Genomic DNA, 26,709 nt, shown 5'->3' on the forward strand with positions numbered 1-26,709 from the left:
GGAAGAGAGGCCACCCCAATCCCGGAGCACCGAATGTCGTCGACGATCGAGGAACTTGAGCGCCGGCGCGAAGCCGCACGAATGGGCGGCGGCGAGAAGCGGATCGCCGCGCAGCACGCCAAGGGCAAGCTGACCGCGCGGGAGCGGCTCCAGGTCCTGCTCGACGAGGGATCGTTCGAGGAACTCGACATGTATGTCGAGCATAATTGCGTCGATTTCGGCATGCAGGATCAGGTCGTTCCGGGCGATGGCGTGGTCACTGGATCGGGCACGATCAACGGCCGGCTGGTGTTCGTGTTCAGCCAGGATTTCACCGTGTTCGGCGGCTCGCTGAGCGAGCGGCACGCGCAGAAGATCTGCAAGGTCATGGACACTGCGATGAAGGTCGGCGCGCCGGTGATCGGCCTGAACGATTCGGGGGGGCGCGCGCATTCAGGAGGGTGTTGCCTCGCTCGGCGGCTATGCCGAGGTATTCCAGCGCAATGTGCTGGCCAGCGGGGTCGTTCCGCAGATTTCACTGATCATGGGGCCTTGCGCGGGGGGCGCCGTCTATTCCCCTGCCATGACCGACTTCATCTTCATGGTGAAGGACAGCTCCTACATGTTCGTCACCGGCCCGGATGTAGTGAAGACCGTCACGAACGAGATCGTCACGCAGGAGGAGCTGGGTGGAGCGGTGACGCATACCACGAAGTCGGGGGTCGCAGACGTGGCCTTCGATGACGATATCGAGGCGCTGCGAGCGGCCCGCGACTTCGTGGACTTCCTTCCCGCCTCGAACCGCGAGCCCGTGCCGGAACGGCCGAGCTCCGACCCTTGGGACCGGATCGAGGCCAGCCTCGACACGCTGGTGCCCGCCTCGGCCAACCAGCCGTACGACATGCACGAGCTGATCCGGAAGACGGTCGATGAAGGCGATTTCTTCGAGGTGCAGCCGACCCATGCGGCGAACATCATCATCGGTTTCGGCCGGATCGAGGGGCGGACCGTAGGGTTCGTCGCCAACCAGCCGATGGTGCTGGCCGGCTGCCTCGACATCAACTCGTCCAAAAAGGCTGCACGCTTCGTGCGCTTCTGCGACGCGTTCGACATCCCGATCGTCACCTTCGTCGACGTGCCGGGCTTCCTGCCGGGCACCCAGCAGGAACTCAACGGCATCATCAAGCACGGTGCGAAACTGCTGTTCGCCTATGGCGAGGCGACTGTGCCGAAGATCACCGTGATCACGCGCAAGGCCTATGGCGGCGCGTACGACGTGATGGCGTCGAAGCATCTGCGCGGTGACCTCAACTATGCCTGGCCGACTGCCGAGATCGCGGTGATGGGCGCCAAGGGCGCGGTCGAGATCATCTTCCGCGGCAAGAGCCCGGAAGAGATCGCTGCGCGCACTGCGGAATATGAGGCGCGCTTCGCCAATCCGTTCGTGGCGGCATCGAAGGGCTTTATCGACGAAGTGATCCAGCCGCATTCGACACGGCGCCGGATCGCGCTGGGCCTGCGCAAACTGCGTGGCAAGGCGTTGGAGAATCCGTGGAAGAAGCACGACAATATACCGCTCTGACGTGGGTCGCGATGCGGGCGGTTGCGCTCCGTGCCGGCTTGCGCGCAGGGTGCGTGCCTCAACAGATAACAGGTGACGCATGATCCTTTTCCTGACCATGGCTCTCCAGGCGGCGGTGCCCCCTGCGGCGCCGCCTGCCGCTCCGCTGGCACCCTGGACGCCGCGCATGAAAACCGACCCCAAGACCGGGCTTCAATCGGGTTCGGTCTCGGCTTCCTCGGTCGAGGGCAAGGGCCGGCTCGTCGTCCGCTGCGATCGGCGCAGCGACAATGTCGTGTCGATCCAGTTCATTCCGAGCCTGCCGTTCGCCGCCGCGACGCCGCGACCGGTGTCGATCCAGGTCGACGGGGCGCCGCCGCTCGGTGCCAACTGGGATTTCCCGGGTAGCGGCACCTACGTCGCCGATGACCAGATCGTGACCACGCTCACCACCGCGATCGCGCATGGCAAGCAGATCAAGGTGCGCGTGATCGATCCGATGAACAACGTCGTCGACGCGACCATTCCCGGCCCGGCCAGCGAAGCGCCGATCAAGCAGGTGGTCGAGGCATGTGGCTACACCTTCGGGCAGGTCCCGGTGCGCGCGCCCGAGAAGAAGGCCGAGCCGGCGCAGTGATCATCGGCGGCCGCCTCGATCGCGCGCCGACAGGCATCGCCTGGGGGGTGCTTTGCGCGGTTGGACTGATGCTTGGCGGGTGCGGTGGAAACAATGCTGCTTCCGGCGGGAATGTGGCGCAGTCGAGCACCGCGAACGAGCATGCGGTCGCAGCGCCGTCGCCGGCGGCCGTGCCTTCTCCGGAGGCGGAGTCACCCTCGCCGACGATGCTTCAAAGCGCCTTCAGAGCGGTTTTCGACGCTGACTCGCCGGTGATACAGGCAGCAGATATGGGCAGCGCCGCACCCGAGACGACCGCCGAAAAGCTTGTGTGGCTGGATAAGATTGCCGGCACCAAACAGGCGCTAGTGACATCCACCTATCTTCCCGGAGTCGCCCAGCAGACGTCAGGTTATCTGAGCATCTATTATCTCGAATGGGAAGATGGAGACTTCATCGTAAAGGGAAAATGGCCGGAGGCGATGTCAGGCTATCCGCACGGTGGGGCGCCTGAGGCCGTGTCGATCACTGACTGGTTCGGCCCTGCTCCAACGATTTACGCCGAGGGCGCCTCGTCAGGGCAAGGATATGACTGTACCTATTTCGAGCTGACCGAACTGAGGCGCGATGCCCCCAAATCTGTCGCGTTGGTCCGGCTGTCTTATAGCAACGAGGGGGCAGTCGAGAGCGGGGCAACCATTATCGACGGCAAGATCGTCGCGATTGTGCCGGGCAAGTCCTTCACCATCCGCTACACCGGCAGCCGCAATTTTACGGAAACCTGGACCCGCAAGGGCGGTCGCTATGTGCTGCCGCATGAGACGAGGATGAAGACATGCTAATCGGCCGGCTCAACCATGTCGGCGTGGCGACGCCCTCCATCGCGGACGCGATTCCTTTCTACCGCGACGTGATGGGCGCGACGACGATCCATGAACCGTTCGACCTGCCTGCGCAGGGCGTGAAGGTGTGTTTCGTCGACACGCCCAACACCCAGATCGAGCTGATCGAGCCTTATGACGAGACGTCGCCGATCAACGGCTTTCTCGCGAAGAACCCCGCCGGCGGGCAGCACCATCTCTGCTACGAAGTGCCCGACATCCAGGAGGCGAAGGCCTGGTTCGAGGCGAAGGGCGCGCGCGTCCTGGGTGAGCCGCGCATCGGCGCGCATGGCACGCCGATCTTTTTCGTCCACCCGAAGGACATGGGCGGCGTGCTGACCGAGATCATGGAAACGCCGAAGGGGGATCACTGATGGCCTATGAGCATATCCTGAGCGAGCGTCGGGGTGACGTGCTGGTGCTGACCCTGAACCGGCCCGACCGCCTCAATGCCGCGGCGCCGGCGATGTTCGACGAGCTGCGCGAGGCGCTGGCCGATCTCGACGGCGCGCGCGCGGTCCTGTTCGCGGGCGCGGGCCGGGCTTTCTGTTCCGGCGCCGATGTCGGGGGCGGTGCGCTTGGTTCGGACAATCCGGGCGAGACGACCTATAAGGCGCTGACCGAGCATTATAACCGGACGATCGCGGCCATCGCCGATCTCGGCGTGCCCGTGGTGAGCGCGGTGCGTGGGCCGGCGGCGGGCATCGGCTGCAGCCTGGCGCTTGCCGCGGATTTCTGTGTGGCGAGCGAGACCGCCTATTTCCTCCAGGCCTTCGTCAATATCGGCCTGGTGCCCGATGGTGGCGCGAGCTGGATGCTGCCGCGGCTGATCGGCAAGGCGCGCGCGACCGAGATGATGATGCTCGGCGAGCGGGTGCCGGCGGCGAAAGCGCTCGACTGGGGCATGATCCACAAGGTCGCCGCCGACGATGCGCTCGATGCCGAAGCCTTCGCGTTGGCCGAGCGGCTGGCGGCGGGGCCGACGGTCGCGCTCGGCCTGATGCGCCGTGGGCTCGCTCATGCGCTCGAGGTGGATTACGCGACCGCGATGCTCCGCGAGGCCGAGAACCAGCGTGCCGCGCGGGGCTCCGCGGATTCGATGGAGGGCGGCATCGCCTTCCTGCAGAAGCGCAAGCCGGCGTTCCGGGGGGCGTGATGACACTCTCAGTTTCTTTTTCCCTGGCGAAGGCCGGGGTAAGTTGCGAGCGGCCCGCTACGGGGCTCCGGCCTTTGCCGGGGAACGATAATGGCTGATAAACCCACCCTGGACGCCTGGACCGCCGCCGCCGCCAAGGAGGTGAAGGGCAAGGACCTGACCTGGCAGACGCCCGAGGGCATCGCGGTCAAGCCGCTCTATACTGCGGAGGACACGGCCGATATCGACCCGGGCCTGCCGGGCTTCGCGCCGTTCACCCGCGGCGTGCGGGCATCGATGTATGCCGGGCGGCCCTGGACGATCCGGCAATATGCCGGCTTCTCGACCGCGGAGGCGTCCAACGCCTTTTACCGTCGCAACCTTGCCGCAGGGCAGAAGGGCCTGTCGGTCGCGTTCGATCTCGCCACGCATCGCGGCTATGACAGCGATCATCCGCGCGTGACGGGCGATGTCGGCAAGGCCGGCGTGGCGATCGACACGATCGACGACATGAAGATCCTGTTCGACGGCATCCCGCTCGACAAGATGTCGGTGTCGATGACGATGAACGGCGCGGTCATCCCGATCCTCGCCTTCTTCATCGTCGCGGGCGAGGAACAGGGGGTTCCGCAGGAACAGCTGGACGGCACGATCCAGAACGACATCCTGAAGGAGTTCATGGTCCGCAACACCTACATCTACCCGCCCGAGCCGAGCATGCGGATCATCTCGGACATCATCGGCTACACCTCGCGCCACATGCCGAAGTTCAACTCGATCTCGATCTCCGGCTATCACATGCAGGAAGCCGGAGCGACGCAGCTTCAGGAGCTTGCCTTCACCATCGCCGACGGGCGCGAATATGCGAAGGCGGCGATGGCGTCGGGGCTCGATCTCGATGCGTTTGCGGGGCGCCTGAGCTTCTTCTTCGCGATCGGCATGAACTTCTTCATGGAAGTCGCCAAGCTGCGCGCGGCGCGCAAGCTGTGGCACCGGGTGATGACCGATCTCGGCGCGAAGGACGAGCGCTCCAAGATGCTGCGCACCCATTGCCAGACATCGGGCGTGTCCCTTACGGAGCAGGACCCGTACAACAACGTCATCCGCACCACGATCGAGGCGATGGCCGCGATGCTCGGCGGGACGCAGAGCCTGCACACCAACGCGCTCGACGAAGCGATCGCCCTGCCGACCGATTTCTCTGCCCGCATCGCGCGCAACACGCAGATCGTGCTGCAGGAGGAGACCGGCATGACCCATGTCGTCGATCCGCTCGGCGGCAGCTATTATGTCGAGAGCCTGACCCAGGAACTCTACGACAAGGCCTGGGAGATCATCGAGCGGATCGAGGCCGAGGGCGGCATGGCCAAGGCCGTCGCGGCGGGCTGGCCCAAGGCGATGATCGAGGAAGCCTCGGCGGGCCGGGCGGCGCGCGTCGACATGGGCGAGGACGTGATCGTCGGCGTCAACAAGTACAAGCTCGCCGAACAGGATGCGATCGACATCCTCGACGTGGACAATGTCGCGGTGCGGGAATCGCAGATCGCACGGATCAAAAAGTCCAAGGCCGGCCGTGACGAGGACAAATGCCGTGCTGCGCTCGATGCGTTGCGCGAGGGCGCTCGCGGTACGGAGAATGTCCTCGGCCTCGCGGTCGAATGCGCCCGCCAGCGTGCGACCCTGGGCGAGATCAGCCAGGCGATGGAGGATGTGTTCGGCCGCTACGGCACCAGCCCGACGCCGGTCTCCGGCATCTATGGCGGCGCCCACGAGTTCGACCGGCGCTGGCTGGGCCTGATCGACGGGGTCACGTCGCTGACCCACCGCATGGGCCGCAAGCCGCGGCTGCTCGTCGCCAAGATGGGGCAGGACGGGCATGATCGCGGCGCGAACCTGGTATCGTCGGCATTCGGCGATCTCGGCTTCGAGGTGGTGCCCGGTCCGCTGTTCCAGACACCGAAGGAAGCCGCCGATCTCGCCATCGCGTCGGACGTCGACGTGGTCGGCGCGTCGTCGCTCGCGGCGGGGCACAAGACATTGATCCCGGAGCTGATCGGCCATCTGCGTGAGGCGGGCCGGGGCGATATCAAGGTGATCGCGGGTGGCGTAATCCCGGCGCAGGATTACCAGTATCTGCGCGACGCCGGCGTGCAGGGGATCTTCGGTCCCGGCACCAACCTGGTCAATGCGGCCGGCGAAGTATTGAAATTGCTGGGGCACAATCTGCCCCCGATCGAGGAAGCTGCTGAATGAGTGAGACCCTGGAACTAAGCCGTTCCCCCGCGCAGGCGGGGGTCCAGAGTCAAGAGCGTGACGTGTGTGACGCTGGATCTCCGCCTGCGCGGGGATACAGGGAGGAGCAGGTTCGAAACGACTGGACCCGCCAGGAAATCGCCACTCTCTTCGATCTCCCCTTCACCGAACTCGTCTTCCGCGCCGCCGAGATCCACCGCGCGCACCATGCGGCAGGCGAAGTGCAGCTCTGCACGCTTCTTTCGATCAAGACCGGCGGCTGCCCGGAAGATTGCGGCTATTGCTCCCAGTCGGCTTCGGCAGACTCGGGCCTGAAGGCCGAGAAGCTGCTGGAGGTCCAGGCAGTGCTCGCCGCCGCAGCCGAGGCCAAGGCGGCCGGATCGCAGCGCTTCTGCATGGGCGCGGCATGGCGCAACCCCAAGGACCGCGACATGGGCGCGGTCGTCGCCATGGTCGAGGGCGTGAAGGCGATGGGCCTCGAAACCTGCATGACGCTCGGCATGCTGGAACCGCATCAGGCGCACCAGCTCGCCAAGGCCGGCCTCGATTACTACAATCACAATATCGATACCTCGCCAGAACATTATGCCGACGTCATCACGACGCGGACCTTCCAGGACCGGCTCGATACGCTGGAGAATGTGCGCCAGGCCGGCATCAATGTCTGCTCCGGCGGCATCGTCGGCATGGGCGAGACACGCGCCGACCGGGTCGGTTTCGTCCACGCGCTCGCCACCCTGCCGCGCCATCCGGAGAGCGTGCCGGTCAACGCGCTGGTGCCGGTCAAGGGCACGGTGCTGGGCGACATGCTCGCCGACACGCCGCTGGCCCAGATCGACGATATCGAGTTCGTCCGCACCATCGCCGTCGCGCGCATCACCATGCCGCTGTCGATGGTCCGCCTCTCCGCCGGCCGCGAAAGCATGAGCGAGGCGACCCAGGCGCTGTGCTTCATGGCCGGCGCCAACTCGATCTTCACTGGCGAGAAGCTGCTGACCACCGGCAATGCCGGCGGCGGCGCCGACGCCGCGCTGTTCGACAAGCTCGGCCTCGTGCCGATGGAGGGCGAAGAGCCGATGCGGAAGGACAAGACATGTTGCTGACCCTCGCGCTGCTCGTCGCAGCCCCGCAGACCCAGGCGCAGATGACTCGGTCCGCTGGGACATCCTATGCCCGTGCCGATGCCGAGATGACCCGGGTCTGGCGCGCGACCCTGGCCTATATGAAGGGCCGCGACGCGCAGAACACCTCGCGCGGCGGCGGCTTCGGCTATGCGGCCGCGCTGCTAGAAAGCCAGCGCGCCTGGCTGAAGTATCGCGATACCGAATGCGTGATCGAGGGCGGCGAATTCGCCGGCGGTTCGATGCAGTCGATGACGATCGCCGGCTGCAAGACGCGCCTGACCACGGCGCGCACGGCGCAGCTCAAGTCGCTGATGTGGAATCGCTGATGTTCAAGAAAATCCTGGTCGCCAATCGTGGCGAAATCGCCTGTCGCGTCATGCGCACCGCCAAGAAGATGGGCATCGCCACCGTCGCAGTCTATTCCGATGCCGATGCGCGCAGCCCGCATGTGCTGATGGCCGACGAAGCCGTCCGCCTCGGGCCGGCACCGGCCGCCGAGAGCTATCTCAAGGCTGAGCTGATCCTCCTCGCCGCCAAGGAAACCGGCGCCGACTGTATCCACCCCGGCTATGGCTTCCTCTCCGAGCGCGAGAGCTTCGCGCGCGCCTGCGCCGAGGCCGGTATCGCGTTCGTCGGGCCGCCGCCGAATGCCATCGCCGCGATGGGCGACAAGATCGAATCCAAGAAGCTCGCCAAGCAAGCCGGGGTCAATGTCGTGCCCGGCTTCCTCGGCGAGATCGACGACACCGAGCATGCCGTGCGCATCGCGTCTGACATCGGCTATCCGGTGATGATGAAGGCCTCGGCCGGCGGCGGCGGCAAGGGCATGCGCCTCGCATATTCGGAGCAGGACGTCCGCGAAGGCTTCGACGCGACCAAGCGCGAAGGCCTGGCGAGCTTCGGCGACGACCGCGTGTTCATCGAGAAATTCATCGAGAGCCCGCGCCACATCGAAATCCAGGTGATGGGCGACCAGCACGGCAACATCGTCTATCTCGGCGAGCGCGAATGCTCGATCCAGCGCCGCCACCAGAAGGTCGTCGAGGAGGCGCCGTCACCCTTCGTCACGCCCGAGATGCGCAAGGCGATGGGGGAGCAGGCCGTCGCGCTGGCACGCGCCGTCGGCTATTTCAGCGCCGGCACGGTCGAGCTGATCGTCTCCGGCGCCGACGAGACGGGGCAGGGTTTCTACTTCCTCGAAATGAACACCCGGCTCCAGGTCGAGCATCCGGTCACCGAGTGCGTCACCGGTCTCGATCTGGTCGAGCTGATGATCCGCGTCGCGGCGGGCGAGCCGCTCGGCTTCAGCCAGGACGATGTCACGCTGACCGGCTGGGCGATCGAGAACCGCGTCTATGCCGAGGATCCCTATCGCGGCTTCCTGCCGTCGATCGGGCGGCTGGTGCGGTATAACCCACCGGCCAGCGCCGACACGCCTTATACCCCCCTCCCGCGTGCGGGAGGGGCTGGGGGAGGGCCGGTCACAAACGCCGCACTTGAGACAAGCCCTCCCCCGACCCCTCCCGTAAGCGGGAGGGGAGAAGAAGGCGTGGACGCCTATGTCCGCGTCGATGACGGCGTGCGCGAGGGCGGCGAGGTGTCGATGTTCTACGACCCGATGATCGCCAAGCTGATCACCTGGGCACCGACCCGCGAAGAGGCCATCGACACGCAGATCGCCGCGCTCGATACGTTCGAGATCGAGGGGCCGGGCAATAATCTCGATTTCGTCTCGGCGCTGATGCAGCACCCGCGCTTCCGTGCCGGTGCGCTGACCACGGGCTTCATCGCCGAGGAATATCCCGACGGCTTCCACGGTGCCCCGGCATCGCCTGAGCTTATCCGCAGCCTCGCCGCCATCGCCGCTTTCGCGGCGACCGCCGAGGCCGACCGTGCCCGTCGCATCGACGGCCAGCTCGGCCGGCGGCTCCAGCCGCCGTCCGACTGGGTGGTGAAGATCGGCGATATGGAGCACGCGGTGGGCATCTCGACCGACGGCATCGGCGTCGATGGCGAGGATCTCGACATCGCGCTGGAATTCACGCCCGGCGATCGCGTGATCGAGGCCGAGATCGGCGACGAACTGCTGATCGTGAAGATCGCCCGCGCCAGTGGGGGCTTCCGCCTGACCGCCCGAGGCGCGGCGCATCGCGCCCGCGTGCTCCCCGCGCATGTCGCGCCCTTCGCCAAATATTTGATCGAGAAGATCCCGCCGGACCTCTCCAAATTCCTGCTCGCGCCGATGCCCGGTCTGCTCATGCGGCTCGACGTCGCGGCCGGCGACAAGGTCGAGGCGGGCCAGCCGCTCGCCGTGGTCGAGGCGATGAAGATGGAGAATATCCTGCGCGCCGAAAAGACCGGCCGGATCAAATCGATCAACGCGGCGCCTGGTGACAGTCTCGCCGTGGATGCCGTGATCCTGGAGATGGAATAGCGATCACGCTGCTATTCCCGTGACCCTGTGGAGGGACTGTTCTTCTGCTCGCCAGTAGCGAAGAAGGGCAGTGCCTGGACAGGGCCGGCACCACCGTAAATTGAGGTCTTGAGCCGGCCGGGCGACAAATTGCGACAATATTTCGATGGACCCACATCGGCCGCATAGCCATCTGTGCTGGTATGTTTCGCAAGCGCATCCTTCTGTTGCTCACCGTCGCCCTGCCGCTCCAGGCGTGCGTGGTCGGTCCGGACTATGCTCCGCCCGCAGCCGGAGCGCTTGGCGTGCCCGGCGGCTATTCCACCGCCGTGCCGGCTGCGCAGGCGGCCGATATCTCGGCCTGGTGGACCAGCTTCAACGATCCGCTGCTGACCTCGATCGTCGAGCGTGCGCGCAGCGGCAATCTGGATATCGCGCAGGCCGTCGCACGGTTGCGCCAGGCTCGTGAATCGCTTGTGCAGGCTCGCACCCAGCGCGTGCCGACCGTGTCGGGATCGGCCAGTTACGGCCGTGGCCTGATCGACACCGTCGGGCCGCGCGACAGCCTGTCGCTCGGCGCCGACGCCTCCTATCAGGTCGATCTTTTCGGCGGCATCAGCCGCAGCGTCGAGGCATCGCGCGCCAGCTACGCGGGCAGTGGCTATGATCTCGCCACGGTGCAGACGTCGATCGCATCAGAGGCGGCGCGCAACTATATCCTCGCCCGCCAGGCCCAGGCCAGCCTTGCCATTGCGCGCAATTCGCTCGGCATCCAGGACGACAATCTCGAAATCAGTGGTTTTCGCGTCCAGGCGGGGCTGGTGTCCTCGCTCGATGTCGAGCAGTCCCGTGCGCAACGCGCCCAGACCGCGGCGACCATTCCGTCGCTCGAGCAGAATTACCAGAGCGCGGTCAACCGGCTCGGCGTGCTGACCGGCCAGGCGCCCGGCGCGCTCAAGGCGGAACTCGAGGCGACGGCACCGATCCCGTCGGGTCCGGCGTCGATCGCGGTGGGCATTCCGGCCGACACGCTGCGCCAGCGTCCCGACGTGCGCGCGGCCGAACGCCGCCTCGCCGCCGCCACCGCGCAGATCGGCGTGACCGAGGCGCAGCTATATCCCAGGCTCGGCATCACCGGGAACATCGGTACCGCCGCTGCCTCGTTCGGTGGGCTGGCCGACGTCATCACCGGCAGTCTGTTCGCGAGCCTCAGCCAGCTCATCTTCGACGGCGGCCGGGTCCGCTCCCAGGTCCGCTCGCAGCGCGCGGCGGCGGAAGGTGCCTTTGCCCTCTACAAGCAGACCGTGCTGACCTCGCTGGAGGATGTCGAGAATGCGCTGACCGCGCTTCAGGCGGCGAAGGACCGGCAGGCGCAGTTCGCCATCGCGCTCGACGCCTCGAACAACAGCGCCATCCTGTCGCGCAGCCAGTATCGTGCCGGCCTGACCGACATCACCACGCTCAACACCAATGAGAGCGCCCTGCTCTCCGCGCAGAACGGGCTCTCCAACGCCAGGGCCGATCAGGCCCAGGCGCTCGTCCAGCTCTATCTCGCCCTTGGCGGCGGCTGGGACAGCACGACCGTGCCCCAGGCCCCGACGACGCAACCGACCCAGGAATGACCATGGCCGATCCGACCAGCACCGACACCGACGAATTTCTCGGCGTAAAGCCCGTCCCGGCTTGGCGGCGCTACCTCAAATGGGTGGCCATCGCTGTCGGCGTGGTTCTGCTCCTGCTCGTCGCGAAGAACTATTTCGCCGGCGCCCCCGAGAGCAAGTACGCGACCGAGGATGTACGTCGCGGGTCGCTGTCCGTCACCGTTTCGGCCACCGGCAAGCTTGCCCCGACCAACCAGGTCCAGGTCGGCTCGGAACTGTCGGGCCTGGTGACCAAGGTGCTCGCCGAGGTGAATGATCGCGTGGTGGCCGGCCAGCCGCTCGCCCTGGTCGATCCCTCGCGGTTCCAGGATGCGGTGAACCAGAGCAAGGCGGCACTGGATGCGTCGGTTGCCACGGTGGGGCAAAACCAGGCGACGCTTGCCCAGGCGAACGCACAGCTTTCGCGCCTGCAGGAGGTCAGCCGGCTTTCGGGCGGCCGCGTGCCCGCGAAGACCGAGATGGAACAGGCGATCGCCGATCGTGATCGCGCCGTCGCCAATCTGCGCGCCGCCCAGGCCAATGTCGTGTCCAACCGCGCTGCGCTCTCGTCCAACGCCACCCAGTTGACCAAGACGGTGATCCGGTCGCCGGTGACCGGCGTGGTGCTCGCCCGCCAGATCGATCAGGGCCAGACCGTCGCCGCGTCGTTCAATACGCCTACGCTGTTCGTCATCGCGCAGGACCTGTCGACGATGAAGCTCGAGGTCGCGATCGACGAGGCCGATGTCGGATCGGTCAAGCAGGGCCAGCAGGCGACGTTCACGGTCGACGCCTTTCCGGGCAAGACCTTTCCGGCCGGCATCACCCGCGTCGATCTCGGGTCGAACCTGAGCGCGCAGACGGCCACGACGACTGCCAGTACCACCACCGCACAGGTCGTGTCCTATGGCGCCACGCTCAGCGTCGCCAATGCCGACCAGCAGTTGCGGCCGGGCATGACCGCAACGGCAGATATCGTGACCAACGCCCGCAGCAACGTCCTGCTCGTCCCCAATGCGGCACTGCGCTTCAAACCGGCCGCGGCGCCCTCCGCGTCTCCGAGCGGCGGCATTGCCGGAGCACTCGTCCCGCGCGGCGGCCGCCGCGGCGGTGGTGGGGGCGCACCGCGCACCGCGACGATGGGCGCAGGCGCAAAGCAGACCGTCTATATCAAGGGTGACGACGGCCAGCCGAAACCGGTCGAGATCACGACTGGCGTGACCAACGGTTCGGTGACCGAAGTGATCGGCGGTTCGTTGAAGCCTGGCGATCAGGTCATCACCGGGCAGCTCAGCGGCGACAGCGCATCGAGCGGTGGCGGCCAGCGCCGCCGGTCGGGCAGGCCCGGCGGTGCGGGCGGCGCAGGTGGTGGGCAGCCCGGTGGCCAGTAAGGCATCGGCGGTGGATGTCGCGGCGCCGCTCATCCGATTGCGCAACATCACCAAGACCTATGGTGAGGGTGCAACCGCGTTCAAGGCGCTGAAAGGCGTCGACCTGGACATCCAGCAGGGCGATTTCATCGCGGTGATGGGGGCCTCCGGATCGGGCAAGTCGACCACGATGAACATTCTGGGCTGTCTCGACGTGCCGAGTTCCGGGACCTTCCTGTTTCGCGGCCACCATATCGAGCGGCTGGATCGCGACCAGCGCGCCTTGCTCCGGCGTCGGTATCTCGGTTTCGTTTTCCAGGGCTTCAACCTTCTCGCGCGCACCACGGCGCTGGAGAATGTGGAGCTGCCGCTGCTCTATCGTGGGGATGCGAAAAAGGAGCGGCACGACGCGGCGATGGCCGCGCTCGACAAGGTCGGCCTCGCCAAATGGTGGGATCATACGCCGGCTGAACTGTCGGGCGGCCAACAGCAGCGTGTTGCCATCGCCCGCGCGATCGTCACCTCACCCGACGTGCTCCTCGCCGACGAACCGACCGGCAATCTGGATTCGGAACGTTCGGTCGAGATCATGGAACTGCTCAGCGGCCTCAACCGCGATGCCGGCATCACGGTGCTGATGGTGACTCACGAACCGGAAATGGCGGCCTTTGCGCGCACCATCGTCCACTTCAAGGATGGGCTGGTGGAGCGCATCGACACCAACCACCACGAAGGGGAGAAGGTGTCGTGAGCGATCTTCTTTCTTCCCCCCTCCCGCTTGCGGGAGGGGTCGGGGGTGGGCTCGCGCTCTGCCCAGACGTACCGTTCCTGGAAGCCGGGAGCCCACCCCCCGTCCCCCTCCCGCAAGCGGGAGGGGGAGAAGGATAATGCTCGGCACGACCTTCCTCCTCGCGATCCGCTCGATCCTCCGTCACAAGCTGCGGTCGTTCCTGACGACGCTGGGCATCATCATCGGCGTCGCGGCGGTCGTGACCATGGTCACGCTCGGCCAAGCGACTACGGCGGCCGTGCAGAAATCGATTTCGGCGCTCGGCACCAACGTCCTGCAGGTCCGTCCCGGTCAGGGTTTCGGACGCGGCGGCGGCGGACCGCGTCCGCCCGATTTCAAGCCTGAGGACGTCACGGCGATCAGGGAACAGATCGCCGGAGTCACTGCGGTCGCACCGCAGGCGCAATCGACCGCCACCGCCATCTATGAAGGGGCCAACTGGTCGACCACGATCAACGGCACCACCGCCGGCTATTTCGACGTCCAGCCCTGGCCGTTGACGGCTGGCCGTGTCTTCACCCCAATCGAGGAACAGGCTGGCAAGGCCGTGTGCATTATCGGCAGCACCGTCAGCCAGAATCTCTATCGTGGCGGCGCGGCAGTGGGCACGCGGCTGCGCATCGGCGGCATTTCCTGCGACGTGATCGGCGTTCTTTCGACACGCGGTCAGGCTGGTTTCGGTGGCGATCAGGACGATGTGGTGATCATGCCGATCAAGGCAGTGCAGCGCCGTTTCATCGGCAGCACCGACGTGCGCCTGATCCTGGTCGGCGTCGACCAGGCCTATTCGACGGCGACGGTGCAGTCCGGGATCGAGGACCTGCTGCGTGAGCGCCGTAACATTACCGGTAGCAAGACCGACGATTTCAACATCTTCGACACCAAGCAGATATCCGACACACTCACGGGCACCACGACGCTGCTGACGCAGATCGTGACGGCAGTGGCCGCCATTTCGCTGCTGGTCGGTGGTATCGGGATCATGAACATCATGCTGGTCTCGGTGACCGAGCGGACGCGAGAGATCGGTATCCGCCTAGCAATCGGTGCGGTGGCGCGCGAGGTGCTGACCCAGTTCCTTGTCGAAGCGGTGGCGCTGTCGATGCTCGGCGGTATCATCGGCCTGCTGATCGCGCAGATCGCCGTCTTCGCGCTATCGTCCTTGGGTGGCCTGCCCTGGCTGTTCGTCCCGCAGATCAACCTGATCGCGTTCGGGGTGTCGGCAGTGATCGGCGTGGTGTTCGGCTATTTCCCTGCAAGGCGCGCTGCCTCGCTGAACCCGATCGACGCCCTGCGGCACGAGTGACCAAAAAGCCTCTCCCCGGAAGGGGAGGGGCTTTAGAAAGCTAGCGCCCTGAGCCTTTCCAGATCCTCCGGGGTATCGATATCGATCAACTCTGCCGGCGAGGTCACGACATGCCGCCCCGCCCGCACCAGGTCGCGCGCGCCGGCATCGCCCTCGAGCGCCAGCAAAAACTCGAACCGGTCCGCGCCGAACACGGCAGGAGGGCAGGGGCGCACCCCGTCACTCGACGCGGCCACCGAATGGCGGGCGTCCACCGCCTCGATCAGGTGATAGACATGCGATGCCGTTACGCGCGGCATGTCGGCAAGTGCGATCATGACCGCCTCCGCGCCGCTGTCGCGCGCCGATTGCACACCCAGCTTTACTGAGCGCGACATGCCGACCATCGGCTCGTCATTATGGATGACCTTGTATCCGCGGCTCGCGAAATCCAGGTCGGTGCCGTTCTTGACCACGATGCGCGACTGGAAGGGAACGTCCTCCAGCGCTGTCACGACATGCATCGCGAGCGGATGACCGAGAAACGGCTGTTCAAGCTTGTCCAGATCGCCGAAACGCTCGGAACGCCCCGCGGCAAGCAGGATCAATACGGTCTTCTCGACATGGATCATGCAGTCTTGTCGTCCCGTGAATTAAAGGCACCCACCATCGCCGCCGCGATCGACAGCGCGATCTCGGCTGGCCCGATCGCGCCGATGTCGATCCCGACAGGGCCATCTATGCGATCGAGATCCTGTTGCCCAATCCCTTGCGCGGCAAGGCGTTCCCGTCGCGCGGCGTGGCTGCGGCGGGAACCGAGCGCACCGACATAGGCGGTCGGAGCGGCGAGGGCGGCGATCAGGGCGGGGTCGTCGATCTTGGTGTCGTGGCTCAGCGTCACCACCGCCGTGGAAGGCCCGGGCGCATAAGCGGCGACCGCTTCGTCTGGCCAGCGATCGTCAAGCGTCACGCCGGGGAAACGCTCCTCGGTCAGGAAGCGCGCGCGGGGGTCGATCACCACCGTGGCGATGCCAAGCTCTCGCGCCAGCCCGGCCAGCGCTTGCGCGATCTGCACCGCACCGATGATCAGCAGCCGCCGGGGCGGGTCATAACGATTGAGGAAAGCCGATCCCGTCTCCAGCGGCCGTGCATCGCTGTGGCCGGTCTCGAGGTCGGTCGCGATCGTCAGCGCCTTGCCCGCGTCACGCGCCGCGGCGATCCGGTCGAACAGCTCGGGATCGAAGCCTTCGGCAGAAACCGGCTGCACCATCACCGCGATCTCGCCGCCGCAAGGAAGGCCGACTTCCCAGGCGGCGGCATCGGCCACCCCGTATTTCTTAACCTGGAACGGTGCCCCTCCGATCACCTCGGCGGCGGTGGCCAGTATGTCGCCCTCCACGCAGCCGCCCGAGACCGAGCCTTCGAACCGGCCATCGGCATGAACCAGCATATGGCTGCCGCGCGGGCGCGGCGCGGAGCCCCAGGTCGAGACGACCGTGGCGATCGCCATCGGCGCGCCCTTCCAGGCGGCGGCTGCGGCGAGGACGGTGTCGTTATCGGCCATAGGGCATTCCAAATCCGTTCGTGTCGAGCGACGTCGAGGCACCGTAGTGAAGGCAAGGCTTCTCAAGGTCGCGCGAAGCGATCGGAGAAGGGATCGGTGTCATCATACCGGCGGCAACCCGGCCAGCACCTTGTCCAGGGTCATCGGAAATGCCCGCACCCTCACCCCGCAGGCATTGTAGATCGCATTGGTCACCGCCGCCCCGGCGCCGGAGATTGTCAACTCGCCCAGGCCCTTCGCCCCGATCGGGTTGGCGTGATGGTCCAGATCTTCGATGAAGTGCACGTCGAGATGCGGCACGTCGGCATGCACCGGCACATGATATTCGCCGAGATCATGGTTCACGAACTGACCGTATCGCGGATCCAGCTCGGCACCTTCCATCAGCGCATAGCCGATGCCCCAGATCATCCCGCCGATTGCCTGGCTGCGCGCCGTCTTCGCGTTGAGGATCCGCCCCGCCTCGAACACGCCGAGCATGCGCCGTACCCGCACCGCGCCCGTCACGGCGTTTACCGCGACCTCGGCGAACTGCGCGCCGTGCGCCGCCTGGCTATAGTTGCGAGCGTTCTTGCCCTGGCTGATCTTGCCCGTCGCGACGATCGGCGCGTTGCCGACCAGCGCGTCCAGCGCGACGCGGCGGTTGCCGGCGATGGCGTGCCCATCCTTCAGCGTCATGTTCTCGGGCGTGGTCTCCATGCGCTTCGCCAGTTCGGCGACAAGATCCTCGCACGCCAGCGCGACCGACGACCCGGCGCTCGCCGCGCCGAACGATCCGCCGGATCCGGCGCCGGGCGGCAGATCGGTATCGCCCAGCTTCACGTCGATGCAGCGGATCGGCAACCCCAGCGATTCCCCGGCGATCTGCGCCAGGATGGTGTAGGTGCCGGTGCCGATATCGGTCATGTCGGTCTCGATCGTGGCGCGGCCATTGGTGCCAAGCGTCACGCGTGCCTCGGAATCGACCAGCAGGTTGATCCGCACCGCCGCTGCCATGCCCATGCCGATCAGCCATTCGCCATCGCGGACCGATCCGGGCGTCGGGTCGCGCCGCGCCCAGCCGAACATCTCCGCTCCGCGGTCGAGGCATTCGACCAGCCTGCGCGTGGAGAAGGGCTGGCCCGTGGTGGGGTCGGTCTCGGGCTCGTTGAGCTTGCGGAAATCGACCGGGTCGCGGCCGAGCTGTTCGGCCAGCTCGTCCATCGCGCTCTCCAGCGCGAGCATGCCGACCGCCTCGCCCGGCGCCCGCACCGCGCCCGCCTGGACCATGTCGAGCGTCACCACCTTGTGGCTAAAATGGCGGACGGGCGCCGCGTAGAGCGGGATGGTGCCGAGCGCGACCGGCTCCATGAAACCACCGTCCGGCCCCTGGCTCACCACGCTGTCATGGCCGATCGCGGTGAGCTTCCCGTCTTCGTCGGCGGCCAGCCTGATCCGCTGGTGCGTATCGGTGCGGCGATAGACATTGTGGAACAGCTGCGTCCGCGCCATCGCGATCTTGACCGGACGGCCGATGCGTTGCGCGGCGATGGCAGCCATCACCGCCTCGGGACCGAGCATCTTCCCGCCGAAACCGCCACCAATATAGGGCGAGACGATCCGGACATTCTCCGCCTTCATGCCCAGCGCCCCGGCAAGGATCTGTTTTGCGGCGTTGAGGATCTGCAGGCTCGAATAGAGAGTGAGCTTCTCGCCCTCCCATACCGCGATGGACGCATGCGGTTCCATCGCGGCATGGACCTGGTTTGGCGTATCATAGACTTGGTCGATGCTCGCCGCGGCGCCGGCCATCGCCGCATCGATATCGCCGATCGCCATGTCCTGCAGGCGCGAATCCTTGGGTGGCCCGCTCGCGTCGGCGACACCCGCCATGGTGTCGAACCGGCCTTCTTCCGCCTCGATCGTCATACGCACCGCGCGCGCTGCTTCGCGTGCCGCCTCGAAGCTGGTGGCGATCGCGGCGCCGAGTACCTGATCCCAATGGTCGATCTCGCCATTGCCGGCGTGCGCCGGCGAGAAACCCGCCGCCTGTCGCGCCACGCGCTGGTCGTCCACGATGACATCGATTACGCCGGGCACCCTTCGGGCCGCCTCGATATCGAACCCGGTGACCTTGCCCTTCGCCGCGGGCGCCGTGATCAGATAGCCATAGGCGACATCGTCGATCGAGTGCTCATAGCCATAGGTCGCCGCACCGGTGACCTTGAGCACGCCGTCGATCCGGTCCACGCCCTTGCCCAGAACATCCTGCACCCCGCGATCGAGCGCGAGGCCGGGATGATCGGCGTCCATCTTGTAATTGGTCATAGTAACTCCAGCACTCTCACTCCGTTCGCCCTGAGCTTGTCGAAGGGCTGTTCTTCCCTTCTGGCCAAGGGAGAGGGCAGTGCTTCGACAAGCTCCGCACGAACGGGAACAGAGCTCATAAATCCGGCAACCCCGCCAGCAGCTTGTCGAGCGTGATGGGAAAATCCCGCACGCGCACGCCACACGCATTGTAGATCGCATTCGCTACCGCAGCACCCGCACCGCAGATGCCCAGCTCGCCGATCCCCTTGGCGTGGAGCGGATTGGAGTGAACATCCCGCTCGGTCAGGAACGTCACGTCGATATGCGGCACATCGGCATGTGCCGGCACATGATATTCGGCGAGGTCGCGGTTGACGATCTTGCCGTTGCGCGGGTCGTGGATCAGGTCCTCGGTCAGCGCGGCGCCGATGCCGAAGATCATGCCGCCGATCGCCTGGCTGCGCGCGGTCTTGGCGTTGAGAATCCGCCCCGCGGCGAACATGCCGAGCATCCGCCGCACCCGCACCTCGCCCGTCACGACATTGACCGCAGCCTCGCAGAAATGCGCGCCATAGGCGGCCTGCCGCGTCTCCTTCGCCTGCGCCCCGGGAGAGATTTCCCCGGTCGCCTCGATCCCGTCACCGACCAGCGACCCGATCGACACCCGGCGATTCTCCGCGACGGCGAACCCGTCCTTCAGGGTCAGCGCCTCGGTCGGGCAATCCATTGCCTCGGCCAGCCGCTCGCGCAGCGCCTCGCAGGCGAGATAGACCGATGAGCCGCTCGATGTCGCGCCGTAGGAGCCACCCGAGCCCGCGGCAGGCGGAAAGTCGCTGTCGCCAAGCCTTACCTCGACCCGGTCGGCCGGCAGCCCGAGCATCTCGCCCGCGATCTGGCCGAGGATGGTGTAGCTGCCGGTGCCGATATCGGTCATGTCGGTCTCGACCACGGCATTGCCCTCGGGCGTGATCGCCACACGCGCCGCCGAGGGACGCAACAGATTGCTCCGCGCTGCGGCGGCCACGCCCATGCCGATCAGCCACTCGCCCTCCCGCCGTGTGCCCGGCGTCGCATTGCGCCTGTCCCACCCGAACCGGGCGGCGCCTTCGTCGAGGCACCGGCTCAACTGCCGGGTCGAATAGGGAACACCTGATTCGGGGTCCTTGTCGGGATCGTTGCGCTTGCGCAGCTCGACCGGATCCAGGCCAACCGCTTCGGCCAGCTCGTCCATCGCCGTTTCCAGCGCGAGCATCCCGCTGCCTTCACCGGGCGCGCGCATCGATCCGGAAAGAAGCTGGTCCAGCCGGACCACGTCGTGCGTGATCCGACGGTTCGCCCCGCCATAGAGGAAATGCGTCGCCACCCCGGCTGGCTCGAAATAGGGCTCGTCAGGCAGATTGCTGCAGATCGTCTCATGGCCGATCGCGGTCAGCACGCCATCCTCGTCCGCGCCGAGCCGGAGCCGCTGCTCCGTCTGCGAGCGCCGGATCGTCGTCTCGAACACCTGCGGGCGGCTCATCACCGCCTTGACCGGCCTGCCGACCGCCCTCGACGCGATGGCTGCGGCAACCGCCTCGGGCGCGAGGCCAAGTTTCGACCCGAACCCGCCGCCGACATAGCGCGACACAAGCCGCACCTGGTCCGGCTTCAGCCCAAGTGCATCGGCCAGCTGCAGCCGGTTGTGCGCGACCACCTGATAGGAGCCAAAGACCGTCAGCCTGTCGTCATCCCATGAGGCGATCGACACATGCGGCTCCATCGCCGCGCTGCTCTGGCTCGGGGTGGTCCAGATACGGTCGACCGAAAAGGCGGCCTTGCGCATCGCCGCATCGACATCGCCCTGTTCGAAATGGGCGGGCACCAGCCGATCCCCCGGCTTTTCCGCCTCGCCACGCAACCGGTGGAAATCGAATCGCCCCTCGACCGGCTCATGCTCGATCTGCAAGGCTTGGGCGGCGTCGCGCGCCTGCTCGAAGCTTTCGGCGACCACGATCGCGACGATCTCCCCGGCATAGCGGACGTCGCGCACGCCCTGGGTCGGCGCCTTGGGATTGCCCGCTTGCTGCGGGTTGCGCAGGAAGCGGTCGAAATCGGTGACAACGTCGATCACCCCCGGCATCGCCCGCGCCGCGCCATCGTCGATGCCGGTCACCGTGCCGCGCGCAAAGGGGGCGCCGACCAGATAGCCATAGGCCAGCCGGTCGAAGCGATATTCGGCCGAATAGGTCGCCGTGCCCGAGACCTTGAGTTTCCCCTCCGTGCGGTCGATCCCTTCGCCGATCAGGCCCTGTGCGCCGTGATCGAGCAGGCTCACCGGAACCGGCCGGTCCATCTTCAGGGCATTGGCCCTGCGGCTCATTGCGCCGTCAGATCGCGCAGGCAGGCGATCAGCGTGCGGCGGGTGAGGGGGATCTTGAAGTCGTTCGAGCCGAAACCCTTCGCCTCGGCCAGCAAGGCATCCGCTGCCGCCTCGAACGCCGCGGTCGACGGCGCCTGGCCAATCAGCGCGGCCTCCACCGCGGAATCACGCCACGGCATCGGCCCGAGGCCGCCAAAGGCGAGGGCCGCGGACGCGATCTTCCCATCCTCGACCGAGACGATCCCGGCCACCGACACCAGCGCAAACGCATAGGAAGCCCGGTCGCGCACCTTGCGATAGAGCTGCGTGCCCGCGGGCGGCGGGGGCAGCTCGATATGCGTGATCAGCTCGCCTGCCTCGAGTATCGTTTCGATATGCGGCGTGTCGCCCGGCAGGCGGTAGAAATCATGGATCGCGATCCGCCGCCGGTCGCCGCCCGGCTGGAGCGTGACGATGACGGCATCGAGCGCGCGCATCGCCACCGCCATGTCGCTCGGATGAGTCGCGATGCACTGCTCGCTGGTGCCGAGGATGGCGAGGATGCGGTTGAACCCGCCGATCGCCGCACAGCCCGATCCCGGCGCGCGTTTGTTGCACGGCATGGCGGTGTCGTAGAAATAATAGCACCGCGTCCGCTGGAGCAGATTGCCCCCGGTCGAGGCCTTGTTGCGCAACTGCCCCGAGGCGCCCGCGAGCAGCGCCCGGCTCAGCACCGGATAGCCCTTGATGATGCGCGGATCGGCGGCGAGATCGCTGTTCGGCACCAGCGCGCCGATCGTCAGCCCCCCGTCTTCGCGCTCCTCGATCCTGGCAAGATCGAGCCGGCTGATATCGACCAGCTTCTCCGGTGTCTCGATCTGCAGTTTCATCAGGTCGAGCAGGTTGGTCCCGCCAGCGATGAAGCGCCCGCCCGCCGCCACTGCAGCTTCGGGACTGTCCGCTTTTGCGTAGTCGAACGTCTTCATGAGGAGGCGACCTCGCGACCAGCGGGCGCAAGCCCGGCAACTTCATGAATGGCGTCCACGATATTCGGATAGGCCGAGCACCGGCAGAGATTGCCGCTCATCCGCTCCGATATCTCGGTGTCGGTCAGCTCGATATCCTCCAGCGACCCGCTGACATGGCTCGGCCATCCCTTCGCCACCTCATCGAGCATGCCGACCGCCGAGCAGATCTGTCCCGGCGTGCAATAACCGCACTGGAACCCGTCATGCTTCACGAACGCCGCCTGCAGCGGATGAAGATTGTCCGCGCTGCGCAGGCCTTCGATCGTCAGAATGTCATCATCCTGATGCATCACCGCCAGCGTCAGGCATGAATTGATCCGTCGCCCGTTCACCAGGACGGTGCACGCGCCGCACTGGCCATGGTCGCACCCCTTCTTGGTGCCGGTCAGGCTAAGATGCTCGCGCAGCAGATCGAGCAGGGATGTCCGGATATCGGGCTCGGCCTCGAAGGTCTCGCCGTTGATAGTGAAGTGCATGGGGTCGCCCCTCCTGGCTGACTGGGGTAACGCGTTTGGGAAGGATCGTTTCCGGTAATGGATAGCATAGTGAAACTTTTTCGTCAGTCGTTGCGCACGCGAAATTTCGTCCTTTGCCTTCTCGCGCTGGCGCCCGCGGCCGCGATCGGGCAAACCACGCCGGTGGTTCCTGCATCAAAGCCTATCGTCATCGCCCATCGTGGCGTCAGCGGCATGCGCCCGGAGCATACCATCGCGGCCTATGAACTCGCGATCGAGCAGGGCGCCGATTTCATCGAGCCGGATCTGGTGCCGACAAAGGACGGCGTGCTGGTCGCCCGGCACGAAAACGACATCACGGAGACGACCGATGTCGCGAAGCATCCCGAATTCGCAGCACGCAAGGCGACGAAGACGATCGACGGCGAAAAGCATGTCGGCTGGTTCACCGAGGATTTCACCCTCGCCGAGCTGAAGACGCTCCGCGCCAAAGAGCGGCTGCCGATGCTACGCCCCGACAACGCCAAATATGACGGCCAGTTCGAGGTGCCGACCTTTGCCGAGATCATCGTGCTGGCGAAGAAGCATTCGGTCGGCGGCCGTGTCGTCGGCATCTATCCCGAGACGAAGCACCCGACCTATTTCGCCTCGATCGGCCTGCCCACCGATGAGCGGCTGGTCGCCCAGCTGAAGGCGGCCGGCTGGACGGACGCGAGCGCACCGGTGTTCATCCAGTCGTTTGAGGTGAACAACCTCAAGGCGCTGCACAAGCTGACCCGGATCCGTCTGATCCAGCTGATGGATTCCAGCGGCGCGCCCGCCGACGGCGCCGCCCCCAGCTATGCCGAAATGGCGACGCCCGAAGGGCTGAAGGCGGTCGCCGCCTATGCCTATGGCATCGGCCCCAACAAGGACATGCTCATCAAGGGCGACGCCGCGCCATCGACCCTCGTCGCCGATGCCCATGCGGCCGGCCTGCGTGTCCATCCCTGGACCTTCCGTGCCGAGAATTTCTTCCTGTCGCCCTCCACCCGGGTCGGCATAAATCCGCGCGGTCACGGCCGTCTTTCGGACGAAATCCAGCGATATCTTGCACTTGGTATCGACGGTTTCTTCACCGACTTCGCCTATATCGGCGTAGAAGCGCGCGATGCCCGGGTCAGGATGACGGCCCCCAAGTGAAAGAAGTGACCATGCGCCATTATCTCCTCCCCATGGCCGCGCTGCTCCCGCTGCTCGCCGGCGGGTGCGTCCGGACCGTCGCCAGCGTCGTGACGGCGCCGGTCAAGGTCGTCAGCAAGACCGCCGACTGGGCGACGACCAGCCAGTCCGAGGCCGACCGCAATGCCGGCCGCAAGCTGCGCAAGGAAGACGAGAAGCGCGCGCGGGAAGAGCGCAAGGCCCAGCGCGAGCGCGAGCGGGAACGGCGCAACGACTATTGAGCGCTCAGGCCGGCCGGGTGAAAAGGTGATGACAGGCTCAGCCCGAACGGAGGGGGGCCTCAAGACCAGCGTGCGCTAGACCACCAACGCCACCTGCCGCGTGATGCCGATCGCCTCCAGGAACGGCGCATCATGGCTCACCACCAGCAGCGCCCCGTCATAGGCACGCAACCCGGCCTCGACCGCCTCGATCGACTCGATATCGAGATGATTGGTCGGCTCGTCCAGGATCAGCAGCGACGGCGGCCTCGTCCCGCCCAGCACACAGGCAAGCCCGGCGCGCAGCATCTGCCCGCCGCTCAGGGTCGACACGATCTGCAACGCGGCATCGGCCCGGAACATGAAGCGGGCCAGCGCGGCGCGGCACGCATTCTCGTCGGTCGTCCCGTTGATCCGCGCATAATTGTCGCGGATCGAACGGTCGGGATCGAGCAGGCTCACCCGCTGGTCGAGCATCGCGACATCGACCGGCACCCGCACCGTGCCGCTCCACGGTGTCAGCGTGCCGGTGATCAGCCCCAGCAGGGTCGTCTTGCCCGACCCGTTCGGTCCGGTCACCGCGATCCGCTCCGGCCCGCTGATCGTCAGTGACAGATCGCGCAGCACCGGCACACCCGGCGCATAGCCCGCGGTCACGCCGTCCATCTCCAGCACCGTCCGGTTCGCCGCCAGCCCGCTCGGCGCGATCGTGACCGAAAAGGGCTGAAGCACTTCGACCCGGTCGCGCGCGGCCATCGCCGCCTCGGCCGCCTGGGTCCGCTGCCGCTCGGCGAGGCGCCTGTTCTCGCCGCCGCTGTCCTCGGCCCGGTCCTTGCGCGCGCCGATCAGGATGCGCGGCATGTCGCCCTTCGCGCCCTTGCGCTTGCCCGCGCCGTCCTTGCGCGCCTTGCGCTCGGCCGTCTCCTGCGTGGCCCGCGCGACCTCGGCGACATGGCGCTCGGCCTCGGCCAGGTCGCGCTCCGCCGCCGCGAGCTCGATCGCCTTGCGCTCGCGATAGCGGGTCCAGTTGCCGCCATAACGCGTCGCGCCAAGGCCGGTCATCTCGACGATCGCATCCATCCTGTCGAGCAGCGCGCGGTCATGGCTGACCACGATCGCGCCGGCCCGCCACCCGGCGAGCAGCGCCATCACCGCATCGCGCCCGGCCCGGTCGAGATTGTTGGTCGGCTCGTCGAGCAGCAGGAAATCGGGCTCCGCGAATATAACACCCGCCAGGCTCGCCCGCGTGCGCTGCCCGCCGGACAGCGTAGTCAGCAGCGTGTCCGGCCCGGCCTCGAGCCCGACCCGCCCGAGCGCCGAGGCGATCCTCTCCTCGATCGTCCAGTCGGCCTCGCCAAGCTCCTCGATGCCGGCGACACCCTGTTCGGCACGGCGCAACAGGGCGATCGCATCGGTCGCCCCGAACAGATCGGCGACGGTTTCGTCGGGGTCGAGTTGAACGGTCTGGCGCAGCACGCCGATCGTGCCGTTGACGGAAATGCGGCCCGACTGGACCGGCAATTGCCCGGCGATCAGCCTCAGCAGCGTGGATTTCCCCACGCCATTGCGCCCGACCAGCCCCGCGCGCTCGGCGCCGAAGCTCAGGTCGAGATCGGTCAGTATCGGACGGTCGTCAGGCGTCGACCAGGAGAGATGGGAAACGGAAATGGCAGGCATGATGGATGTCCCCGAAGGCAAGGCGAACTGGCGTTGCGGTCGGGGAAAAGGTCATGCTGCACATCCGGTCGGAGGGCCGGTGTCAGCGGCCTGATGGGCTGATTCTAGCATACCGATATGATCGTTCAAGGCGGCAGTGGTGCCGAACCGGCGCGCTGGGGTTTGAGTCACCCGGCCCGAAGCGCACACTTCCGTCATGCCGGACTTGTTCCGGCATCCATCGAGCCACAAAAGCTGCGGCCTGTGCTGCACGATGGACCCCGGAACAGGTCGGCAATCATACCCTTCCGACATGTACCTATTCCCCGGCGAGGAGTTTCGGGTCGGATCGTCCCCCGGACGATCCTTGAACATGCGGGGCATGTTCGACCCGAAACTGGGCCCAGGTGAGAAGGCTGTCGTTGCGAAGCGCGACGCCAGTTTACCAACGTCCCCCAACTGGCCCCAGCCTCCGCCGGGAAAAAAGTAAGTACATGCTCGAACCGGCCGATGAACTTTTCGGTGCCGGCGCGCCGATCCCGGATACTCGCGCTGCCGAGCAATTCCGGCAGAAACGCGACCCATCTCGGTCGTTAAGCTGCCGCACAACGATCCGAGAGGCGCCGTTCGTTTGGTGGCGCCGATGGGCACGACCGGTGGATGCACGAACCCGCTGCGCGGGAGGGTTAGTGCGGCGCGGTTGAGGTGAACGAACGAGCGTTGCGCGCCGGTTGAGCGCTGCGGGAGGCAGGCAGAGCATCGGGGTTCCACGAGAGGAGCCCTGCCATGAACAGCCTTGTCCCGATTATTGCCGTCAGCCCGCTACGCCAGCGTCTCATCGACGAGATGGATATACGCCGGTTCGGCCGCGAGACGCAGCGCAACTACATCCGCGACGTCGGGCGGTTCGC

At 66.4% G+C, this 26,709-nt stretch carries 21 protein-coding genes and 1 pseudogene; 15 read left to right on the plus strand and 7 right to left on the minus strand.

Features of this window, described 5'->3' with window-relative positions; translation table 11 throughout:
* Window positions 1-33: 33 nt before the first annotated feature.
* From AC1DT7_RS09540 to AC1DT7_RS09600, 13 genes and pseudogenes are all read left to right on the plus strand, one after another.
* Window positions 34-1,561, plus strand: a pseudogene (locus AC1DT7_RS09540) (acyl-CoA carboxylase subunit beta).
* A 79-nt stretch (window positions 1,562-1,640) separates the two neighbouring features.
* Entirely contained in the window at window positions 1,641-2,177 is a 537-nt protein-coding gene (locus AC1DT7_RS09545; protein ID WP_478035702.1) for a hypothetical protein, read from the plus strand.
* Window positions 2,174-2,998 carry a hypothetical protein gene (locus AC1DT7_RS09550; protein ID WP_478035703.1) on the plus strand — a complete coding sequence of 275 codons (825 nt, stop codon included), beginning with the start codon at window positions 2,174-2,176 and terminating at the stop codon, window positions 2,996-2,998. The genes AC1DT7_RS09545 and AC1DT7_RS09550 overlap by 4 nt, the downstream gene beginning before the upstream one ends.
* Window positions 2,992-3,411: a methylmalonyl-CoA epimerase gene (gene mce / locus AC1DT7_RS09555; RefSeq protein WP_478035704.1), complete on the plus strand. Its 420-nt coding sequence runs from the start codon at window positions 2,992-2,994 to the stop codon at window positions 3,409-3,411. The genes AC1DT7_RS09550 and mce overlap by 7 nt, the downstream gene beginning before the upstream one ends.
* Complete coding sequence (locus AC1DT7_RS09560) at window positions 3,411-4,193, plus strand: enoyl-CoA hydratase-related protein (RefSeq protein ID WP_478035705.1); 783 nt, start codon at window positions 3,411-3,413, stop codon at window positions 4,191-4,193. The genes mce and AC1DT7_RS09560 overlap by 1 nt, the downstream gene beginning before the upstream one ends.
* A gap of 90 nt (window positions 4,194-4,283) precedes the next feature.
* Window positions 4,284-6,425, plus strand: coding sequence for a methylmalonyl-CoA mutase (gene scpA, locus AC1DT7_RS09565; protein WP_478035706.1), 2,142 nt, complete (start codon window positions 4,284-4,286; stop codon window positions 6,423-6,425).
* On the plus strand, window positions 6,422-7,528 hold the full coding sequence (gene bioB, locus AC1DT7_RS09570) for a biotin synthase BioB (protein WP_478035707.1): 1,107 nt from the start codon (window positions 6,422-6,424) through the stop codon (window positions 7,526-7,528). The genes scpA and bioB overlap by 4 nt, the downstream gene beginning before the upstream one ends.
* A complete protein-coding gene (locus tag AC1DT7_RS09575; RefSeq protein ID WP_478035708.1) occupies window positions 7,519-7,875 on the plus strand; it encodes a lysozyme inhibitor LprI family protein in 357 nt (118 codons plus the stop codon). The genes bioB and AC1DT7_RS09575 overlap by 10 nt, the downstream gene beginning before the upstream one ends.
* Complete coding sequence (locus AC1DT7_RS09580) at window positions 7,872-9,983, plus strand: ATP-binding protein (RefSeq protein ID WP_478035725.1); 2,112 nt, start codon at window positions 7,872-7,874, stop codon at window positions 9,981-9,983. The genes AC1DT7_RS09575 and AC1DT7_RS09580 overlap by 4 nt, the downstream gene beginning before the upstream one ends.
* Window positions 9,984-10,165: 182 nt before the next feature.
* A complete protein-coding gene (locus tag AC1DT7_RS09585; RefSeq protein WP_478035709.1) occupies window positions 10,166-11,584 on the plus strand; it encodes an efflux transporter outer membrane subunit in 1,419 nt (472 codons plus the stop codon).
* A 2-nt stretch (window positions 11,585-11,586) separates the two neighbouring features.
* Complete coding sequence (locus AC1DT7_RS09590; protein WP_478035710.1) at window positions 11,587-12,993, plus strand: efflux RND transporter periplasmic adaptor subunit; 1,407 nt, start codon at window positions 11,587-11,589, stop codon at window positions 12,991-12,993.
* Complete coding sequence (locus tag AC1DT7_RS09595; RefSeq protein ID WP_478035711.1) at window positions 12,968-13,723, plus strand: ABC transporter ATP-binding protein; 756 nt, start codon at window positions 12,968-12,970, stop codon at window positions 13,721-13,723. The genes AC1DT7_RS09590 and AC1DT7_RS09595 overlap by 26 nt, the downstream gene beginning before the upstream one ends.
* A 136-nt stretch (window positions 13,724-13,859) precedes the next feature.
* Complete coding sequence (locus AC1DT7_RS09600; protein ID WP_478035712.1) at window positions 13,860-15,068, plus strand: ABC transporter permease; 1,209 nt, start codon at window positions 13,860-13,862, stop codon at window positions 15,066-15,068.
* A 32-nt stretch (window positions 15,069-15,100) separates the two neighbouring features.
* Here the strand turns inward: AC1DT7_RS09600 and AC1DT7_RS09605 are convergent, their stop codons facing one another.
* The 6 genes from AC1DT7_RS09605 to AC1DT7_RS09630 form a co-directional block, all read right to left on the minus strand.
* Complete coding sequence (locus AC1DT7_RS09605; protein ID WP_478035713.1) at window positions 15,101-15,679, minus strand: nucleotidyltransferase family protein; 579 nt, start codon at window positions 15,677-15,679, stop codon at window positions 15,101-15,103.
* A complete protein-coding gene (locus AC1DT7_RS09610) occupies window positions 15,676-16,611 on the minus strand; it encodes an XdhC family protein (protein WP_478035714.1) in 936 nt (311 codons plus the stop codon). Before AC1DT7_RS09610 ends, AC1DT7_RS09605 begins: the two co-directional genes overlap by 4 nt.
* Before the next feature lie 102 nt (window positions 16,612-16,713).
* Window positions 16,714-18,918 carry a molybdopterin cofactor-binding domain-containing protein gene (locus tag AC1DT7_RS09615; RefSeq protein WP_478035715.1) on the minus strand — a complete coding sequence of 735 codons (2,205 nt, stop codon included), beginning with the start codon at window positions 18,916-18,918 and terminating at the stop codon, window positions 16,714-16,716.
* A 115-nt stretch (window positions 18,919-19,033) separates the two neighbouring features.
* Window positions 19,034-21,259, minus strand: coding sequence for a xanthine dehydrogenase family protein molybdopterin-binding subunit (locus AC1DT7_RS09620; RefSeq protein WP_478035716.1), 2,226 nt, complete (start codon window positions 21,257-21,259; stop codon window positions 19,034-19,036).
* Window positions 21,256-22,224, minus strand: a complete 969-nt coding sequence (locus AC1DT7_RS09625) for an FAD binding domain-containing protein (protein WP_478035717.1) — start codon at window positions 22,222-22,224, stop codon at window positions 21,256-21,258. Before AC1DT7_RS09625 ends, AC1DT7_RS09620 begins: the two co-directional genes overlap by 4 nt.
* The gene (locus tag AC1DT7_RS09630; RefSeq protein WP_478035718.1) at window positions 22,221-22,742 is read right to left on the minus strand and encodes a 2Fe-2S iron-sulfur cluster-binding protein; all 522 of its coding nucleotides are present in this window, start codon (window positions 22,740-22,742) and stop codon (window positions 22,221-22,223) included. Before AC1DT7_RS09630 ends, AC1DT7_RS09625 begins: the two co-directional genes overlap by 4 nt.
* A 126-nt stretch (window positions 22,743-22,868) precedes the next feature.
* On the opposite strand from AC1DT7_RS09630, the gene AC1DT7_RS09635 reads away from it, so the two are divergent.
* A complete protein-coding gene (locus tag AC1DT7_RS09635; protein ID WP_478035726.1) occupies window positions 22,869-23,903 on the plus strand; it encodes a glycerophosphodiester phosphodiesterase in 1,035 nt (344 codons plus the stop codon).
* Window positions 23,904-23,914: 11 nt separating this feature from the next.
* Window positions 23,915-24,163: a hypothetical protein gene (locus tag AC1DT7_RS09640; RefSeq protein ID WP_478035719.1), complete on the plus strand. Its 249-nt coding sequence runs from the start codon at window positions 23,915-23,917 to the stop codon at window positions 24,161-24,163.
* A gap of 75 nt (window positions 24,164-24,238) precedes the next feature.
* Here AC1DT7_RS09640 and AC1DT7_RS09645 read toward each other — a convergent pair whose 3' ends face one another.
* Window positions 24,239-25,819, minus strand: coding sequence for an ABC-F family ATP-binding cassette domain-containing protein (locus AC1DT7_RS09645; RefSeq protein ID WP_478035720.1), 1,581 nt, complete (start codon window positions 25,817-25,819; stop codon window positions 24,239-24,241).
* Window positions 25,820-26,709 lie beyond the last annotated feature (890 nt).

Source organism: Sphingomonas sp. P3_C6 (assembly GCF_056402595.1).